Genomic DNA, 17,026 nt, shown 5'->3' with positions numbered 1-17,026 from the left:
ATAAAAAGTAGCCTACTCTATTTGCTATTCTTGCTGTAAACTCATGCTTTGGGTTTCACGCATAAAAAAACTTGTTATCAAACCCTGTGCTGCAAAAAACATGAGATAAAAACTTGGCGCAAAGCGGTTATTACTCAGATGAATCATCCAAACTAATAAGAGGGGCGTGATCCCTCCGATCCCGAAAAACCTAAGTTATAAACGAATGCCACGCCACTATAACGAATCGCTGTCAGGAATAAACCCATTAACAGACTACTAAAGACACTAAAGATAAAACTCGTAATCATCACTAAAACGAATAGACTGAGCACCGCCAGATAAAACGGGTCGCTATTAAATAAGGTGTAAAGAGAATAACTAAAAAAAGAAGCCCCATACTCCCGATGCGCCAAGTCACTAAATGCGAGCCTTTACCTGCCTAAACACTGATGGCTAAAGGAAATAATGCCGTCCAGGGAATCAACCATGTATTTAGCCACATTAATTTTTCTAAGGGGAAGTGAAAAAAAGTACTCAAATACGTCGGCATGAATGATAAAAAAGCACATAAGGAATCGCGCTTAACGCTGTCAAACTCACACCTTGTAACAGCTGTACAGGATAGTTCATTAACAATGTTTTTAGGGGAAAAGCGACATATCGTTTCGTTTTCTGCAGAGAAAGAAATATCGGACTTTCCTGCAGATGACGCCGCAAATAAAAACCAATCACACCTAAAATACCGCCCACAAAAAATGGAATACGCCATCCCCAACTCAGTAAAGCGTTTGAACTTAGGGTATTAAATAAACTACTTGAAAGAAACGAAGCAAGAATAGAACCAAAACCAACACCTAAAAAAATAAACGAACAACTCCAAGCACGTTGATGTTTAGGCGCCGATTCGCTGGCAAAGACTAAAGCGCCAGGGAGCTCCCCACTGATAGAAAATCCCTGAACGAAACGTAAAAAACCAATAATAGCGCGGCAGTTATTCCTGCGCTGTGGTAGGTCGGTAAACACGCTATCATTAAGTTAGATACTTAAATTATAAGTTATTGAAAAAAAAACATTATTATAAACAGGACGACCCATTACAAATGTATAATAATGGCAATGTGTGTCATGCCCAGTCGCGCAAGGATTTTTAAAGTAAATTAGAAAGAAAGGTAAAGGTTACTAATGTATAGTCGACATCACAACCAGTAATGCGTTTAATTTTTTCGGTAGATAGACCTTCTTCTAATAGATTTTTGGCTATACGGAAACGCACTTTATCAGCAAAAGATAAAGCAGCACGATCCATTAATTCTAAGAGGACTTCTTGTCCTTCTTTAGGGTAACCGATTTCATCAAATATTTCTTTCAATCTTGCATCGAATTCAGGATTAAGGGGTCACGCATATAACCTTCTTGTTATTTTATAAATAGAGCTTTTAAGCTAATTCCATCACTTCTTTTTCAGATAATCCGGTTAATCTTTGGACAGCTTGAGGGGAAGTTCCATCGTTTAGAAGATTTTTAGCTATGGCTATAGCTTTTCGGTATTCGCCTTGTTCTATACCTTGCTGTAGCCCTTGTTGTAGACCTTTTTGTTCTAATTGCTGTGCCAAAGTCATAATATCCTCTCTATAGTTGGGTAAGGTATCAGCTAAAGTTGAGTAAAAGTGCTCAATATCCTTAGATTCACCCTCTTGGCTAATATAATACAATAAACTTTGGAACTGTTCATGAGTTAGAAGCTTTTTGGCTATCTGTAAAGCAATGTCCTTTATAAATTCTACTGCATCCCTTTGATGGATGTTTTTTTGAACAAGTTCTAAAATGGCTATGCCTTTGTGCTGGCGTAATTCATCGTCTGGTATGACAGTAATGTCAATCAAGGGATAGGGCTTTAAGAATATTTCTTGAGCTAAATCTCTGCTTTCAAAACAATCTATGATATTGGTACTAAATGGGTATGGACTCTTTCTACCTCTATAGAAAAGCAAGGGAACGACTATAGGTAAGGTTTTGTTCCCTTGGTCTAAATGCTGTTTCATGATGGCTATTTGGTAGCGTAATAGTATAACTCTAGAAAGTGAATTAGAGAAAGGTTCTACATTTACAATAGAAATTCCTTTCTAGGGTAAGTAAATTTATTTACTAGTCTCTTTTTTGGCAGCGCGAAACGCCTGATAATGCCACCTAGTTTGATTTATAAGTTTAACAAATTTATCAACCTAGGTGATAGCCTCCATATTTTATGGTCGATATGAATTCAGATTAGAAAATACTGCTTGATTATGATGATTACTATGATCTGGTTGGTTTTGTTTAGTTTTAAGAAAAAAAGACTTAAGGCCTTTATAACACAATTTGTATACTGACTCAGGCTTTGGATGATGAGGTAATTCTCCATTATTAAATTCTGGAAACGCCTTACAGAATGCCTGGTCGAATTCATACATTTCAGTTTTAAGTATATTGTAGCTTTCTTTTTGTTTAAGGGCTTTCAAGCGAAGACGCTTTTGATTAAAAGCCAGATAAATATTCTTGAAAAGGTTATCATGATCGGTTTGGTGCTCTGGATTTTTAGTCAACTTTATGTCTTCTTGTTCTAAGCATTTTGTTCCTTCATCTTTAATAGCAGAGGGAATCTTTGACAAAAGAGCGAGTAATTTTTCATTTTTAATAGACATATAATACCTGCTGTACTTAGAGTTATTTTTTTACAAATTGATTTCATTATCTTAATTAGGTGGTCATATCGATCAAATAACTAACATAAATTAGAATCGGTAAGTATACACTATTTTTTTTATATAAGTTAATCTTATGAAAATAATGTTATGTTATAAATATTGTCTTATGTATAGGTGATAAAAAAGAGACTCCACTTAGCCGTAACAAAAAACTTTTTTACGTGCTTTGCAATGTCTCCTAATTAATACGCAGGAAAAATTTTAACCGGTTGCGCCACCGCCAAAATAAGGATGAGAGTTTGGTGTCCCTACACTCTTTTTTTTGAACCCACACGCTCCTGGAATGCACAGCCTAAACGAATGTTTTCTGCTTAAACAGACCTATCTTCAGTACTTTGGCGTTGTGCTTTATCTTGTTTTGAGAATAAATTTTTTATTTCTATCAATCAATTTAGGTAACGTATTTTTCACATAAGTAGCGGATTAAAGTCAAAATCGCCATCGCTTCACCCCCTTCGGGACGACCGGGTCGATTCATGACATTGTAAGCATTAAAATCAATATGAACCCAATTTAACGACTCTGGGACAAACTGACTTAAGAATAATGCCGCCGTAATCGCTCCAGCATAAGAAGAAGTTCCCGTATTATTAATATCCGCCAACTTACTATCTAGTAGCTTTTGATAAGGCTTATAAAGCGGTAAGCGCCACAAAGGGTCTTGCGCGCGTTCGCTATGCTCAAGCAACTCGGTTGCCAAACTATTTTGGCGAGTAAAGAAGGCGCTTATTTCGGTACCCAAGGCAATTCGTGCAGCGCCGGTTAACGTCGCAAAATCAATGAGTATCTCTGGCTGTTCGGTACTCGCTTCACTGAGTGCATCCGCTAAGGTCAGTCGCCCTTCTGCATCTGTATCACTGACTTCGACGTGTAAACCATTGCGCATCGGGATGACATCTCCAGGTTTATACGCATTCCCTGCAACCAAATTTTCTACCGCCGGGATCAGTAAACGTAAACAAACCGGTAAGTTAAACGCCATAATCAAATCAGCGAGTGCCAACGCATTCGCCGCCCCACCCATATCCTTCTTCATCAGCAACATACCTGAGCCAGATTTTAAATTCAGTCCGCCTGAATCAAAACAAACCCCTTTTCCAACCAACGTAATTTTAGGATGTTGAGAAGAACCCCAACGTAAATCAATGAGTCGCGGTTCTCGTACACTCGCACGCCCTACCGTATGAATCGCTAAATACTGTGCAGTAAGTAGCTCCGATCCGATCACTTGAGTCACCGTGGCCGAATGTTTTTTTGCGACCTCGGTTATTTTTTCGGCTAACTCCGCCGGCCCCATCGCTTCGGTAGGCGTATTAATTAAATCACGGGCTAAATAAATTGCCTCTAACTTCGCTTGTAGCGCGTGCTTATCGACCGTATCCGTTAAAAATAAGTGTGGCCTCGATTTTGCAGTCTTTTTTTTGTATCGGTTAAACGTATAAGCACCCAATCCCCAAGCGAACGTTGCATCGTCACGCAGTGCATCGGGAAGTCCCTCATAATAATAACCACCCGGCGGTAACGTTGTTGGGAGCCCACCGAAGCTCCAAAAATCGTCGGCATCTCCAAGAATCAAAATGACTTGCGCTAAATCACCTTGTTCATTGGGAAAATGCGGTCTGCCCAGGCTTAGTAGGGCAAAACTGAATGGCAGTTAACCAATGTGTGGTCACACTGGGTTGTTGCGTAAACCAACTTGGCCATTGCTCTGTGGTTAAAGCAATAATCGGAATTAAATTTTGGGCTTGATCATTAAGATAACAGTCGAACACGCAAACACTCCTCAGCAAAAAGATAGTGTAGATTGAGCACATTCATCCCCCAACCCATTCGAGTACACACTGCAATCGGACGATGATCAACTCCATCATTACGCATGGGTTGCTCAAAAGATAGAACAACCGACATTCTAGACTCAGTATTCGAATTGACTCAAGACAAAAGCCAAAAAGTGATTTATTGTTTTTCGGGTTGGGCACTTAGAATAAGTTGGTAAAGTTGTTTTTTTTCCCCTTCAGTTAATGCAAATTGTTTTCCTTTCTGGAGCAACTGATCGATTTTTTTTGTACGGTTTCTTTTTCTAGATGACGGAGTAAATCATGAAATTCGCGCTCAAGTCCAGTGGGGGGAATTGATAAAGGATAATGAAGCAGTGACGTCAAAATTTGAGTTCGGGCTGAATCGTGTCGAAAATATTCTAATAACTGCCCACTATTAAGAACCGGTAATGTTTTTAAGCGTGTGATTTCGCTTCCAGGCAAATTAAGCGTTGATAGCGCTTGAATTTGTAACTCGGATAACGTATGCATCTGGATGTTGAACAATCAAGGCGATGGCTAAGCGCATCGGAGAAAGTGCAGCAGGATAAGCCGCTGGTTTACGAACGGTTTTATTTTTTTGAACGGGTACAATCATTGATCCAGCCAGTTGTTTTAAGGTCTGGGTATCCATGTTGACGAAGGTGGCTAATTTTTCAAAAAGTTTATACTGTAAAATACCTGGCGAAATTTGCTCAAGCAGCGGAACCACTCGTTTAACAAAACGTGCTTTCCCTTCAAGCTGCGTCATATCAATCTGTTCAAGACACCCTTCAAATAAAAAATCACCTAAATACTGTGCTTGATCCAGACATTCCATAAACGCGGCTCGACTCTTTTTACGAACAAAAGAGTCGGGATCCTCTCCTTCCGGCAAAATCAGAAAACGTAACGAATAACCGTCTTGTAACACACTTAAACTCATTTCCAAAACACGCCATGCCGCCTTTCGTCCTGCGGAATCGCCATCAAAACAAAAAATCACTTCTTGAGTCAAACTGAATAAACGATAACGTCGCAACACACTGTGGAATATTGGCTTGATGTAAAGCCAACACATCCATATACCCTTCAACCACTAAAATAAACGGGGGTGCTTTCTGACCAAGATACAGTCGATCCAAGCCATAGAGTTCTTTATTTTTATGAAATAAACGTGTTTCGGGCGAGTTGAGGTATTTGGGTTCACCCGCCTTAAGTAGACGTCCCCCAAAAGCAATGATCCGACCTCTTTTATCGCGAATCGGAAAGATAATTCGGTCGCGAAAACGATCATAAGGCCGGCCACCGCCCTCTTTTTCAAGGAGCAAACCCACTTCTTTGAGGTATTGCCGATCAAAACCTTGCTTGAGCAAATTATCCCAACCCGGAGGTGCATAACCTAAATTAAATTTTTTAGCCGTTGATCCAGTCAAGCCACGCTGTTGCAAGTAGTGAATCGCATGCGGTGCTTTTCGGAGCTGTTCTTGATAGAACAGCGTTACTTGGTCGAGCACATCATAAAGTGGTGCTGTTGAAGAAGAAGAAAATGAAGCGCCCGTTGTGGGCATCATCAACCCACAACGCTCAGCTAATTGTTCAACCGCTTCTGGAAAACTTAAGCGTTCATATTCGATCAAAAAACTAATTGCATTGCCACTCGCTGAACAACCAAAACAATAATAAAATTGTTTATCCGCCATGACATTAAAAGAAGGGGTTTTTTCATGGTGGAAGGGGCAACAGGCAAGATAACTTTTTCCCTTCTTGCGAAGCGGGATACGTTCGTCAATTAACGATACAATATCGCAGCGGGCAAGCAGCTCCTGAATAAAATCTTGTGGAATTAGGGCACTTGGCTTTTGCATTGAACCCTCGAAAAACGATTTTATTGGCTTCAATACCAACTAACAGGCAAACGCCATCAATCAGGGGACACACGTTTTCATGAAAAGAAAGACGATGCGATTTAAGATAACATCGAATGACTTGCTTTATCAATTGGTCCACCTCTTCAATCGATAAGGGTGCGGGAAGGTAAGAACAAATGACCGATTCTTCAAAACGCTCTTGCTCAGCTAAATCGGCACGCTGAGCTTGTTCATATTGCTGAATTGAATCTTGGCGTTGTTTCCGCATTTTGTCTAAAATGCGCAAGATACGTGGATCGTTAGCTAAAAGGGTTTCTGTCTCCAAACCTTCATCAATTTCAGCTTTTTTCAAAACCGCTAAAATCAAGCGAATGACCCCTAATCGCTCCTTTTCCTGGGCACGAAGCGCCGTTTTCATATCTTCTTGCAGTTGCTTTTTAAAAGGAATATTCGAGGTATTCATAATGAAGAGTTTGCCTTAACGATTAGTGTTTACGTCTTGTTTTCGCTGAAAAAGTAGGATTATCACGCATCAATCGCTTACGTGTCCGCTTAACGGCGGCGGCAAAACGACGTTTACGCGCTTCAGTTGGTTTTTCATAATATTCTCGACGACGCACCTCAGCAAAAATGCGTGACTTTTCGCAAATACGCTTGTAGCGACGGATAGCCGACTCGAGCGTTTCGCTGGGTTTAAGTATCACACCAGGCATTATAGTGTACTTCCTCATTTAAGGTTAAAATAGCCGACAATTCTAACGGGCAATCTCTTAAAATGCAAAGTTTCTATTTCAAATCAAAACATCTCCCCTTGGCGCCCATTCAATGTACGTTAGGAATCGAAACCTCTTGCGATGAAACCGCTATTGCGCTGTATGACCGAGATCGAGGGTTATTGGCGCATACATTCTATAGTCAGATTACTATCCATAATCAGTACGGCGGGGTCGTTCCTGAGTTGGCTTCCCGGGATCATATCCGCAAGATATTACCTTTAGTTCAACAAACCTTACAGGAAGCGGGGCTACAGCGCTCTGCTATCGGGGGAGTGGCTTACTGTGCAGGACCGGGTCTCGCCGGCGCGCTCTTAGTCGGTGCCGTATTCGGTCATAGCTTAGGCTGGGCGCTGGGTGTCCCGACACTCAGAGTCCATCATATTGAAGCCCATTTACTCGCCCCGATGTTAGAAACAAAACAACCCTCCTTCCCTTTCTTGGCCTTATTAGTGTCAGGGGGGCATACGCTCTTAGCGGAAGTAAACGGACTGGGCGTTTATACGCTCCTTGGTGAAACCTTGGATGATGCAGCAGGCGAAGCGTTTGATAAAACCGCCAAATTGTTAGGATTACCCTATCCAGGCGGTCCAGCAATCGCTGAATTGGCGCAAGAAGGCCGTGCAGGGCGCTTTCATCTACCTCGACCAATGTTGGATCGACCTGGGCTTGATTTTAGCTTCAGCGGGCTAAAAACAGCGGTGAATACCTTAGTTCAGAAAACGGGCTGTCTAGATAGGCAAACCCGAGCCGATATCGCCAACGCCTTTCAAACCGCAGTAGTTGAAACGTTAGTCCGTAAAACAGAACGAGCACTTCAACAAACCGGTCTCAACAAGGTGGTGTTAGCGGGAGGCGTTGCAGCAAACCAAGCCTTAAGGGTAAAAATGGATGAAATGGTCCAAAAAAAGGAGTGGCGCTATACTATCCTCGACCTCATTTTTGTACAGATAATGGCGCGATGATTGCTTACTTAGGTTCATTACGTATGAATTTAGGTTATTTTGACCCGCCGTTAGCGATTCAAACGGTTACCCGTTGGCCACTCAATCAGCTTGCTGAATAAAAAAGTAAAGACCGAAGCCGCATATTCATGCAGTCGGTCTTTACTCTTCACATGATTACCTTAAAAATAATAGTAAGGTCATGTCATCCTGATGCGATGGACCTTACTAAAAAGCAAGTCGTGGTGATTCTTCACGAGTATCTTCAGGGATTTCATCAAGCGTTTTTTGAGAAGGTGCTACCGAACCCGATGGTGAACTCACTTGACTATCCTGCGCTGCAGGAGGTGGGAAAAAGGTCGTTGAACTTTCCCCATAAGAAGAACGAGTCGATGATAGTGATGATTCTTTTATATCGTTGCTTTTACCATCGACGGTGTCTTTTAATTGAGCAGCCTCCTCAACAGAGGAAAGTTGTGCTTCAACTGGTTTTTTGTCTTCTTGCTTGAGGATCTCTTGTTCCAAGGCCTTCTGTTTCAGCAGGCAGTGATGAAGGCGGCGTAGTAAAACAAACATTACGTTTATTACTCTTAGATTCTTCTCCATTCAGCTCGGTCGATTCTGTTTTCTCTGTCTCTAATTGAGTTAGCTCAGGTTTTAAAGGGATTAAGGATGAAGAGGATGAATCACTTACTGAAGTTTTTCGCTCTGGTTCTTTTGAGCTGGTTACTGGATCAGAAGTAGGTCCTTGAACGTTAGAAACCTGTTCAAAACATAGCGTATCAGAAGTCGCTGAAGAGATAAGCGTTTCGCTATGCTTTGTTTCCTTAGTTAATTCTTCGTCATTGGCAGAAATAGGATCCTCCTCCTGCTCCATCGCCGCCACCTGTTTATCCTCAAGATTTTCAAAACCAAACAACTTTTTGGTCGATTGAGAATCAGACATTTCTCCTGTTAACGTCGCACAAAACCTCAGCCTTGCGATGCAAGTACTATTTTTTCTATCCAAATCATTTATCAACTCACTTAAGGATTGACCTGAAAAAATTTTTTGGCAGATACTATTAATACTCCCGTCCTTAATAATACGTCCATTATCATAATCATCTAAAAATTGCTGAACCTCTGACACATAATGACGTAGCCAAGCACCTGTTAGAACTCGCATCAAACGCGAACCATTTTTTGTATAATCTCGTAATAAGTTGATACATGTTTGCCAGGGGTCCTGTTCATAAAACGAGAGAAAGCGAGTTATAGGTGCACGATTAAACGTAATTGAAGAAGACACCTGACGTCGTGAGTAACGCGTTACGTTCCCTGAAAAATAGTGGAAAATAGCCTTGGTATTATTGATTTCATCAATTAATTGCTGTTGTTTTTCTTCATTCTCTTGGCGCTGAGCCTCTTCATATCGACACTTCGTCTCCTCATAATAGAACTGTAGAGAAAGTACTTCTTCACAAACAAAATTCAAGTCGATATCATGATTATTCTGAATCGATTGAACCTCATCGAATATTTTCTCTAACCACTGAATTGGTTTTTTTCTTGCTTCGGGCAATTGAATCGCCGCCGTCGTGACAGAAGAAGAGGGAAGCGCTGAATCAATATTTTTTTCGGATAAAGGTGCCGTACCTGTTATTTCAAAAGTGAGCGAAGCAAGAAATTTACCGATATTTTCTTTTAATACGATTAAACGATTGTTTTGTGGCCTACCCTCTGTTGAAATGAAAGAAGGAAGAAAAAGCTGTTGAATAGCTGATGTATTTTTAGAGCTTAATACTGCATCATCAATAGCTAAAAAAAGAGCGCTTAATTTTGCAGCGACAACCGGCTCCGTTCTTTTTGCAATTTTAGTCGCCAAGGGGTATTTCTCTTCGCTTACCTCGGTATAAATACCTGGAGTCGCTAAATAGCGATCCACTGGCGTTAAAAATTTTTCAGGTACCGATTCATTTATATATAGAGAAATCGCTTTTCTTTTATTCAGGAAAAAAACATTTTCTTTAGATAAATAAAACCCTTGCTGATAGAAAACCTGTAGCACAATCGGAATCATTTTATCTTGATCCACTTCCCAGTAATCACTCTCTGCGGCAAGAATAAAGCGTTTATTCCCTTGAGAATCGGTTTCTATCCGCAATTTACCTGCTGTTTTGACTAACGTTCCCCATGAAAGCGTAGCAAGATTAAGATAACGTTCCAAATCAATCCGTGAACTTCTTTGGCCAAAAAAAGTTTCCACTAAATGAATTGTAGGGGTTAAAATAATCTCATTATTACTAGTAATAAAAAAATCAATCCAGCCTTGCCACTTATCACCATGCAAACGAGTAATATGCTTTTCAGGCATATTCTCAGTATAGAAAGTTAGCTCATCAAACAGTGATGGCGAGATAGCCGCATCCTCCGATACCATTTCTTGTTGAGCTGTTTTCTTTGGAATCGTTAACGTAAATAATTTGAGTTTATTTTTTTCTCGGAGTGGTTTAATTGAGGATAGAAATGAATCTAAATCGCTTTTAGAGGCTTCCGTTGTTTTCTTTGTTGAAGACGGATCTGAAACAAAAAAAGATTTATCAGCAATTTCTTTACAAGGAGAAGACCGCTCTTTCTTGCAAAAACTTTGCCATTTTGTGCATTCTAAGGAGTTTTTTTAGTAAGATGGTAAAAAATTAACTTGAGTTTAGTATTGCTTAACTCAGGAAAAATATGGTGTAAATCCTTTTTTGTATAGTCATGAGGGTTATTTATCCTTAATTCACTAAATTTCACGTGCGTAATTTTGTACGCTTAATAGAAGATTAGGTTAACATAAAAATCCCCTCATAAAAAGAATTATTTTAGTTATTTTTTTCAAAAATAAAAAATGATTTAATTATTTTTTTTATTTATTTTGTTCGTAATTGTTGTTTCTTTTCCAGCGAATAAGCGTTGTATATTCGGATGATGACGAATAATTAATAATACACTCATTAAAAGAATCGGTAAGTTATTTTGAAAAGATAATTGATATAAAGCATATCCGAATACAACTCCGGCTGCGCTAATAGAAGCCAGTGAAATAATCCGAAATAACACAATCATCACCAGCCAACTGAGTATGGCGACCGCAGCGATTGGCCAAGCCAATGCCAACAATCCACCCAGTGCAGTCGCCACGCCCTTGCCACCACGAAATTTAAAAAAAAGTGGATATAAATGGCCTAAAAAAGAAAAAAAGCGATCCACCCCAGAAAAGGCATCCCCATACCAAGCTGTTTTGCTAGAAAAACAGGTAGCCAACCTTTCACTATGTCAAAAAGTAATACTTGGACGGCATACCGTTTGCCAGCAATTCTTAAGACGTTACTCGCGCCCGGATTTTTTGAACCCTGTGAACGAGGATCAGGGCGCCCAGAAAAACGGCAAATTAAAATAGCACTCGAGAGTGAGCCCAACAAATAGGCCAACAAACTAAAAAATAAGAAGAACAGCATAGTTTTTTTCCGATATAATGGTGGCTTTGTAGCTAATTTATAGAGCCTAATATGACGCCTAAAGCCGATAATTTAATTTGGATCGATCTTGAAATGACCGGGCTCGATACCACTCAAGATAAAATCATTGAAATCGCCACCATCATCACCAATTCGCAGCTGGAGATTATAGCGGAAGGCCCCGTCTTTGCGATTTTTCAAGAAGAATCTATTTTAGCATCAATGGATGATTGGAATAAAAAACAACATAAGGGCTCTGGGCTCCTCGAGCGCGTCCGAGCAAGCGCCATTTCAGAGCAAATCGCCGAAAAAGAAACGTTAGATTTTATTATGACACATGTCCCACCCAATAAATCACCGATGTGTGGAAATAGTATTTGTCAAGATCGTCGTTTTTTAGCGCGCTGTATGCCCAGCTTAGAACGTTATTTTCATTATCGAAATCTCGATGTCAGTACCCTCAAAGAACTTGCTCACCGTTGGAAGCCACGGATTACCGACGGCCTCAAACGCAAATCTCGGCACTTAGCCTTAGAAGATGTTCGCGATTCTATCGAAGAATTACGTTATTATCGGGAACATTTTTTTAATCTTGGTGAACCTTAACTTTAGAAAGAGACTTATCATGGCTTACTGTAGCACAAATGAACTGAAAAACGGCATGAAAGTCATGCTGGAACACGATCCCTATGTCGTGCTTGAAAACGAATATGTCAAACCAGGCAAAGGACAAGCCTTTAATCGAATTAAATTACGTAATTTAAAAAATAATCGTGTCATTGAACGGACTTTAAAATCCGGAGAGACGCTCACCTTAGCGGACGTCTTTGATATTGAAGTGCAATATCTCTATCACGACGATCAAAACTGGCACTTTATGGCGACAGAAACCTTTGAGCAATATGCGGCGGATGAAGCAGTCGTCACTCAAGCGAAACTTTGGTTAAAAGCACAAGACTTTTGCGTTCTCACTTTATTTAATGGCGCACCGCTGACCGTCACCCCCCCTAATTTTGTTATTTTAAAGATTGTTGAAACCGATCCAGGTGTACGTGGCGATACCTCGGGCGGAGGCGGAAAACCCGCTGTCCTAGAAACCGGCGCAGTCGTCCGGGTCCCGCTTTTTGTGCAAATGGGTGAAATGATTAAAGTCGATACGCGAACCGCTACCTACTTAGCGCGTGTGAAAGAAGATTAATCACTCAAGCACTTTTTTCTTTTCTCAAATAACCTCCGCTATAAATAAAACGGGACGTATAAACTACGTCCCCTTCTCTACCTTGAGTTCGCTAAAATATGAGTATATTTTATCTATTAACACTTATCCTTTTGTCCCGGCCATTGTGACTTATCGTGTTGTTGGCCTGGATTATGCTTATTATCTTTATCAACATGTTGTCCTGGCGAATGTGGTGTACCACCACCTTGTGAAGGATGTTTTTGTTGCTTTTTGTTATGTTGAAAGTGGTTGCCTTTATTCATATTCATATTGGGCTCCTATTGTCGATACTTCTCTTTAGTTAAGCATAGCAAAGTCCTCTCCAATTGCCATCGAAGGTCACCGTTTGTATAAAAGTTAAGCGTTCTTTGTTTGTAGATTCGGTCAAATGCTGACAGATTTTTAAGCTAAATGCCGTAATTCAAGTAACCGTCGTGGCGCAACTCGACCATCAGCCAGCATCTCCCCTATTCCAATAAACTGATTGGTTACGGTACTGACAAGACGTACCCAACCTGATTTAGGTGTTTCAGGGAGTAAAATAGCTTGTCCGCGACAGAGATAATAAGCCGCCGCTTGAGATAAGCGGATCGTCGGCCATAAAGGTAATAGGCTATCTAAGGGTCGTAAACTCTGATCACGTGCTTCTTCACTCAATGTTTGCAATGTTTCAAAATTGAGCATTTCGCTTTGGCCGTAGCTATCCACACCAATGCGGCGCAGCATTTGAACATAAGCACCACATCCCAGCGCTTCACCGATATCCTCAATTAAAGTCCGAATATAAGTCCCTTTACTGCATTGAATTTCCAAGTCTAATGTGGTTGCAGTGCTATCGAGTAATTTAAGTGTATGGATGGTGACTTCCCGTGTCGGACGTTCAATCGTAATCCCTTGTCTAGCTAAGGTGTACAGGGGTTTACCATTAAATTTTAACGCTGAATACATCGGTGGTAACTGGGAAATTGTTCCACGAAAATGTGGCAAAATCACTTCAAGTTGTTCAAGCCATGCCGGATCGACAGGCCGAGTTTGGATAATTTCACCCTCGGCATCACCTGTAGTGGTTTTCGAGCCTAAAAGCGCTTGAACACGATACGCTTTATTGGCCTCTAACAAAAATTGTGAAAACTTCGTGGCTTCACCAAAACAAATCGGTAATAAGCCGGTTGCGAGCGGATCTAAACTGCCTGTATGACCCGCTTTCTTCGCGTTAAACAATGATTTCACTTCTTGTAAGGCTTTATTTGAACTCCATCCCTTGGGTTTATCGAGTAAAAGAATACCATTAATCGATCGTTTGAGTTTTTTTTCTGTTTTAATTAAGGCGTGAGTCGACCGATACATAAGATTTTGTTATAAATAGAATAAAATTATTTTGCGCGTTTTTTTCGTCTTGTGCTACTGCTTGGTCAATTAAGTTGTGCAAATGTAGACTTTTTTCTTGATCGTGATCATAGAAAAAACGTAACTTTGGGACAATACGCAGATTAAGTTGTTGGGCTAATAAGTACCGCAACCGTGTTGACAATTGCTGCAGACGTTTTAGCGTCATTTGTTCGCTCAGCGCCTTTTGTTGAGGAGAAGACGCTTAAATTGAATATCTGCAAATGACAAATCACGAGAAACCTTAACCGCTGTGAACGTAATAAACCGTAACGTTGGGTCAGTTATTTTCTGTAATAGAATTTGGGTGAGCGTTTTTTGAATCGCTTCAGCAATCCGCTCCGTACGATTAAATTCAGCCGCCATTAGAGCGTCCTAGCCACGGAGGTGCGTTCAAATACTTCAATGACATCACCCACACGAATATCTGGATAATTTTTAATGCCGATCCCGCATTCCATACCACTTCTTACTTCTGCGGCATCATCTTTAAAACGACGTAAAGAATTGAGTTCCCCTTCATGAATCACAATATTATCACGCAGAATACGAATCGCCGCATTACGTCGCACAATACCTTGTGTCACCATACAGCCGGCGATCACACCCAGCTTAGCGGAACGGAACACTTCACGAATTTCAGCGGTGCCGAGCATGTTTTCTTTTATTTCGGGTGAAAGCAAGCCATTCATCACTTGTTTCACTTGATCAATCAGGTCATAGATCACACTATAATAATTCATAATCAGACCTTCACGCTCAACAATCCGTTTTGCGGTGACATCCGCTCGAACATTAAATCCTAAAAATGAGTGCCTTTGAAGCTAACGCTAAATTAACATCCGATTCACTAATCGCCCCGACGCCGGCATAAACCAATTTCACTTTCACCTCAGAGGTTGAAAGTTTATTCAATGCTTCTTGTAACGCTTCAGCGGAGCCTTGAACATCGGTTTTTAATACAAGATTGAGTACTTTGGCTTGCCCATCTTCTAAATGACCGAATACATCGCCGGTCTTCAGTGCACGCTGCTGAGCAAGTTTATTTTCACGTAATTTACTTTCTCGGAAAAGCGCATCTCGGGCTTTACGCTCATCAAGCACCACAACGGCTTCATCACCCGTTGGATAACCCGAGTACTTCAACCGGCATAGAAGGCCCGACACTCTGAATCATTTTCCCTCGTTCATTGAGCAACGCACGCACACGACCGTGTGCGGTCCCCACAAGCAGGAGGTCACCTTTGGATAATTTCCCTTTCTGCACTAGGATGGTGACCACAGGACCGCGTCCTTTATCCAGACGAGATTCAATCACAATCCCTTGTCCAGGACCTTCTTGTGGCGCTTTCAGCTCAAGCACTTCGGCCTGAATCAACAAGGAATCAAGTAGATCATCAATACCGACCCCAGTTTTTGCTGAGACGGGGATTAACATCGTATCGCCTCCCCATTCTTCCGGGACTAAACCGTGTTTCGATAATTCATTTTTAATCCGATCTAAATCGGCTTCCGGTTTATCAATCTTATTAATTGCCACCACAATCGGCACATTCGCCGCTTTAGCATGTTGAATCGCTTCAATCGTTTGTGGCATCACCCCATCGTCCGCGGCGACCACCAATACAACGATATCGGTGACCCGTGTTCCACGGGCACGCATCGCAGTAAATGCTGAGTGACCCGGCGTATCCAGAAAGGTGACCACCCCTTTTGGCGTCTTAACATGATACGCACCAATATGTTGGGTAATCCCTCCGGCTTCGCCTTGCGTAACTTTCGTCCGCCGAATATAGTCGAGTAACGAGGTTTTTCCATGGTCAACGTGCCCCATAATGGTGACCACCGGCGGCCGAGCATGTAATTCACCCATTTGTTCTTGCGTGGTATGCGCTAAGCCTTCTTCAAGCGCATTGGCACTGACTGGCTTCGCTTTATGACCCATTTCCTCGACAATCAAAATCGCTGTATCTTGATCAAGCGGTTGGTTAATCGTTGCAATAATCCCCGACTTCATCAATACTTTGATCACTTCAGCCGCTTTGACCGACATCTTTTGCGCTAACTCAGCCACCGTGATCGTTTCAGGAATAATGACTTCGTATTTGACCGCCGCCGTCGGCTTTTCAAACTGTTGTTGGAGTAATTGATCGGCACGTCGCTGACGTCCTCCTTTTTTACGGGGACGAAAATCATTTTGTTCGTCTTCAAGTAAAAAAACACCCTTGTGTCGGTATTTGGTCATTTCTTTTTCTTTGATATTTCGGGCTTTGTTTTTCTTTTCGCGTTCCGCTTTCCCTTTTGTCGCGGTTAAAATAACGGTTTCCACTTTCTGCTTTTCATCCGCGACAACGGGAGCCGTTTCTTTTGTGGTTTCAATCACCTGAGGCGATTCAACCGGTACACGCTCTGTCGCCGTGTGTTCGGCCACACGTTCGTCTTTTTGAACGACTGCGGTCGAGATTTTTTCCAGCGCCGTCGCCTCTTCGTGCTGCGCCTGAATTTGACGTGCTTTTTCTTGTTCCGCTAAACGCTCTTGCTCTTTGAGTTCTTGTAATTTTTTCTCACGTGCTTCGTTTTCACGATTCGTTTCTTCATCAATCAAACCTTCCTTACTCTTGACGAACGTTCGTTTCTTGCGCACCTGCACTTCAATGGTTTTTGCCTTACCCGAAGTATCCTTAATTTTCATTTTGCTTTTGCTGGTGCGAGTTAACGTAATCAACTTTTTCGGTGGTTGATCAGACGTGGTCCCCTGTTCAGCGTTAGAAAGCGTATTATTCGATACTTTGTCATTCATACCATCTGTCATGCAATGCCTCTCCTGCC

General features: G+C 41.3%; 27 protein-coding genes and 1 pseudogene. 4 read left to right on the top strand and 24 right to left on the bottom strand.

Annotated elements, in window-relative coordinates:
- Positions 1-152: 152 nt before the first annotated feature.
- The 13 genes from S3O_RS0107535 to rpsU form a co-directional block, all read right to left on the bottom strand.
- Positions 153-395, bottom strand: a complete 243-nt coding sequence (locus S3O_RS0107535; RefSeq protein ID WP_010598479.1) for a hypothetical protein — start codon at positions 393-395, stop codon at positions 153-155.
- Between the two features lie 121 nt (positions 396-516).
- On the bottom strand, positions 517-1,005 hold the full coding sequence (locus S3O_RS0107530; protein ID WP_010598478.1) for an MFS transporter: 489 nt from the start codon (positions 1,003-1,005) through the stop codon (positions 517-519).
- 124 nt (positions 1,006-1,129) lie between these two features.
- Entirely contained in the window at positions 1,130-1,351 is a 222-nt protein-coding gene (locus S3O_RS0107525; RefSeq protein WP_010598477.1) for a hypothetical protein, read from the bottom strand.
- Between the two features lie 67 nt (positions 1,352-1,418).
- On the bottom strand, positions 1,419-2,051 hold the full coding sequence (locus tag S3O_RS12135; RefSeq protein WP_268869465.1) for an Rpn family recombination-promoting nuclease/putative transposase: 633 nt from the start codon (positions 2,049-2,051) through the stop codon (positions 1,419-1,421).
- Between the two features lie 174 nt (positions 2,052-2,225).
- Complete coding sequence (locus tag S3O_RS0107515; protein ID WP_010598475.1) at positions 2,226-2,663, bottom strand: hypothetical protein; 438 nt, start codon at positions 2,661-2,663, stop codon at positions 2,226-2,228.
- 454 nt (positions 2,664-3,117) lie between these two features.
- A complete protein-coding gene (locus S3O_RS12130) occupies positions 3,118-4,302 on the bottom strand; it encodes a leucyl aminopeptidase family protein (protein WP_010598474.1) in 1,185 nt (394 codons plus the stop codon).
- 25 nt (positions 4,303-4,327) lie between these two features.
- Positions 4,328-4,498, bottom strand: coding sequence for a hypothetical protein (locus tag S3O_RS17415; RefSeq protein ID WP_156792818.1), 171 nt, complete (start codon positions 4,496-4,498; stop codon positions 4,328-4,330).
- Positions 4,479-4,634 carry a hypothetical protein gene (locus tag S3O_RS17410; protein WP_156792817.1) on the bottom strand — a complete coding sequence of 52 codons (156 nt, stop codon included), beginning with the start codon at positions 4,632-4,634 and terminating at the stop codon, positions 4,479-4,481. Before S3O_RS17410 ends, S3O_RS17415 begins: the two co-directional genes overlap by 20 nt.
- Positions 4,635-4,744: 110 nt before the next feature.
- Positions 4,745-4,987 (bottom strand): hypothetical protein, encoded by a 243-nt coding sequence (locus S3O_RS15715; RefSeq protein ID WP_010598473.1) that lies wholly within the window; start codon positions 4,985-4,987, stop codon positions 4,745-4,747.
- Position 4,988: 1 nt separating this feature from the next.
- Positions 4,989-5,567: a toprim domain-containing protein gene (locus S3O_RS15710; RefSeq protein ID WP_192805913.1), complete on the bottom strand. Its 579-nt coding sequence runs from the start codon at positions 5,565-5,567 to the stop codon at positions 4,989-4,991.
- A complete protein-coding gene (gene dnaG / locus S3O_RS15705; protein WP_083827711.1) occupies positions 5,512-6,390 on the bottom strand; it encodes a DNA primase in 879 nt (292 codons plus the stop codon). The genes S3O_RS15710 and dnaG overlap by 56 nt, the downstream gene beginning before the upstream one ends.
- The gene (locus S3O_RS12120; RefSeq protein ID WP_010598470.1) at positions 6,311-6,856 is read right to left on the bottom strand and encodes a GatB/YqeY domain-containing protein; all 546 of its coding nucleotides are present in this window, start codon (positions 6,854-6,856) and stop codon (positions 6,311-6,313) included. Before S3O_RS12120 ends, dnaG begins: the two co-directional genes overlap by 80 nt.
- Positions 6,857-6,878: 22 nt before the next feature.
- Positions 6,879-7,106: a 30S ribosomal protein S21 gene (gene rpsU, locus S3O_RS0107495; RefSeq protein WP_010598469.1), complete on the bottom strand. Its 228-nt coding sequence runs from the start codon at positions 7,104-7,106 to the stop codon at positions 6,879-6,881.
- A 62-nt stretch (positions 7,107-7,168) separates the two neighbouring features.
- Here rpsU and tsaD point away from each other — a divergent pair.
- Positions 7,169-8,232 (top strand): annotated as a pseudogene (gene tsaD / locus S3O_RS14310) (tRNA (adenosine(37)-N6)-threonylcarbamoyltransferase complex transferase subunit TsaD).
- 106 nt (positions 8,233-8,338) lie between these two features.
- Here tsaD and S3O_RS0107485 read toward each other — a convergent pair.
- Together S3O_RS0107485 and S3O_RS0107480 are read right to left on the bottom strand one after the other, a co-directional pair.
- Positions 8,339-8,635: a hypothetical protein gene (locus S3O_RS0107485; protein ID WP_010598466.1), complete on the bottom strand. Its 297-nt coding sequence runs from the start codon at positions 8,633-8,635 to the stop codon at positions 8,339-8,341.
- Entirely contained in the window at positions 8,592-10,532 is a 1,941-nt protein-coding gene (locus S3O_RS0107480; protein ID WP_029463721.1) for a DUF5617 domain-containing protein, read from the bottom strand. Before S3O_RS0107480 ends, S3O_RS0107485 begins: the two co-directional genes overlap by 44 nt.
- A 43-nt stretch (positions 10,533-10,575) precedes the next feature.
- Between S3O_RS0107480 and S3O_RS0107475 the strand changes: the two genes are divergently transcribed.
- Entirely contained in the window at positions 10,576-10,773 is a 198-nt protein-coding gene (locus S3O_RS0107475) for a hypothetical protein (protein WP_010598464.1), read from the top strand.
- Between the two features lie 214 nt (positions 10,774-10,987).
- On the opposite strand, the gene S3O_RS19765 is transcribed toward S3O_RS0107475, so the two are convergent.
- Both S3O_RS19765 and S3O_RS19760 read right to left on the bottom strand, forming a co-directional pair.
- A complete protein-coding gene (locus S3O_RS19765) occupies positions 10,988-11,344 on the bottom strand; it encodes a glycerol-3-phosphate acyltransferase (RefSeq protein ID WP_010598463.1) in 357 nt (118 codons plus the stop codon).
- Positions 11,320-11,592, bottom strand: a complete 273-nt coding sequence (locus S3O_RS19760) for a glycerol-3-phosphate acyltransferase (RefSeq protein ID WP_010598462.1) — start codon at positions 11,590-11,592, stop codon at positions 11,320-11,322. Before S3O_RS19760 ends, S3O_RS19765 begins: the two co-directional genes overlap by 25 nt.
- A gap of 51 nt (positions 11,593-11,643) precedes the next feature.
- Between S3O_RS19760 and orn the strand changes: the two genes are divergently transcribed.
- Positions 11,644-12,198, top strand: coding sequence for an oligoribonuclease (orn, locus tag S3O_RS0107460; protein ID WP_010598461.1), 555 nt, complete (start codon positions 11,644-11,646; stop codon positions 12,196-12,198).
- Between the two features lie 19 nt (positions 12,199-12,217).
- On the top strand, positions 12,218-12,790 hold the full coding sequence (gene efp / locus S3O_RS0107455; protein WP_010598460.1) for an elongation factor P: 573 nt from the start codon (positions 12,218-12,220) through the stop codon (positions 12,788-12,790).
- Positions 12,791-12,906: 116 nt separating this feature from the next.
- Here efp and S3O_RS17405 read toward each other — a convergent pair whose 3' ends face one another.
- From S3O_RS17405 to infB, 7 genes are all read right to left on the bottom strand, one after another.
- Positions 12,907-13,080, bottom strand: coding sequence for a hypothetical protein (locus tag S3O_RS17405; protein ID WP_156792816.1), 174 nt, complete (start codon positions 13,078-13,080; stop codon positions 12,907-12,909).
- A 133-nt stretch (positions 13,081-13,213) separates the two neighbouring features.
- Complete coding sequence (gene truB, locus S3O_RS0107445) at positions 13,214-14,158, bottom strand: tRNA pseudouridine(55) synthase TruB (RefSeq protein ID WP_010598459.1); 945 nt, start codon at positions 14,156-14,158, stop codon at positions 13,214-13,216.
- The gene (locus tag S3O_RS19755; RefSeq protein WP_010598458.1) at positions 14,130-14,366 is read right to left on the bottom strand and encodes a ribosome-binding factor A; all 237 of its coding nucleotides are present in this window, start codon (positions 14,364-14,366) and stop codon (positions 14,130-14,132) included. The genes truB and S3O_RS19755 overlap by 29 nt, the downstream gene beginning before the upstream one ends.
- Before the next feature lie 8 nt (positions 14,367-14,374).
- Complete coding sequence (locus S3O_RS19750; protein ID WP_010598457.1) at positions 14,375-14,563, bottom strand: ribosome-binding factor A; 189 nt, start codon at positions 14,561-14,563, stop codon at positions 14,375-14,377.
- The gene (locus tag S3O_RS18160) at positions 14,563-14,940 is read right to left on the bottom strand and encodes an EF-Tu/IF-2/RF-3 family GTPase (protein WP_010598456.1); all 378 of its coding nucleotides are present in this window, start codon (positions 14,938-14,940) and stop codon (positions 14,563-14,565) included. Before S3O_RS18160 ends, S3O_RS19750 begins: the two co-directional genes overlap by 1 nt.
- A 52-nt stretch (positions 14,941-14,992) precedes the next feature.
- Positions 14,993-15,343, bottom strand: a complete 351-nt coding sequence (locus tag S3O_RS18155) for a translation initiation factor IF-2 (RefSeq protein WP_010598455.1) — start codon at positions 15,341-15,343, stop codon at positions 14,993-14,995.
- Positions 15,315-17,009, bottom strand: a complete 1,695-nt coding sequence (gene infB / locus S3O_RS14305) for a translation initiation factor IF-2 (RefSeq protein ID WP_010598454.1) — start codon at positions 17,007-17,009, stop codon at positions 15,315-15,317. Before infB ends, S3O_RS18155 begins: the two co-directional genes overlap by 29 nt.
- Positions 17,010-17,026: the final 17 nt, after the last annotated feature.

This window comes from Rickettsiella massiliensis 20B, assembly GCF_000257395.1.
GTDB classification, from domain to species: Bacteria; Pseudomonadota; Gammaproteobacteria; order Diplorickettsiales; family Diplorickettsiaceae; genus Diplorickettsia; species Diplorickettsia massiliensis.
This window is presented reverse-complemented; position numbering and strand designations above follow the sequence as displayed.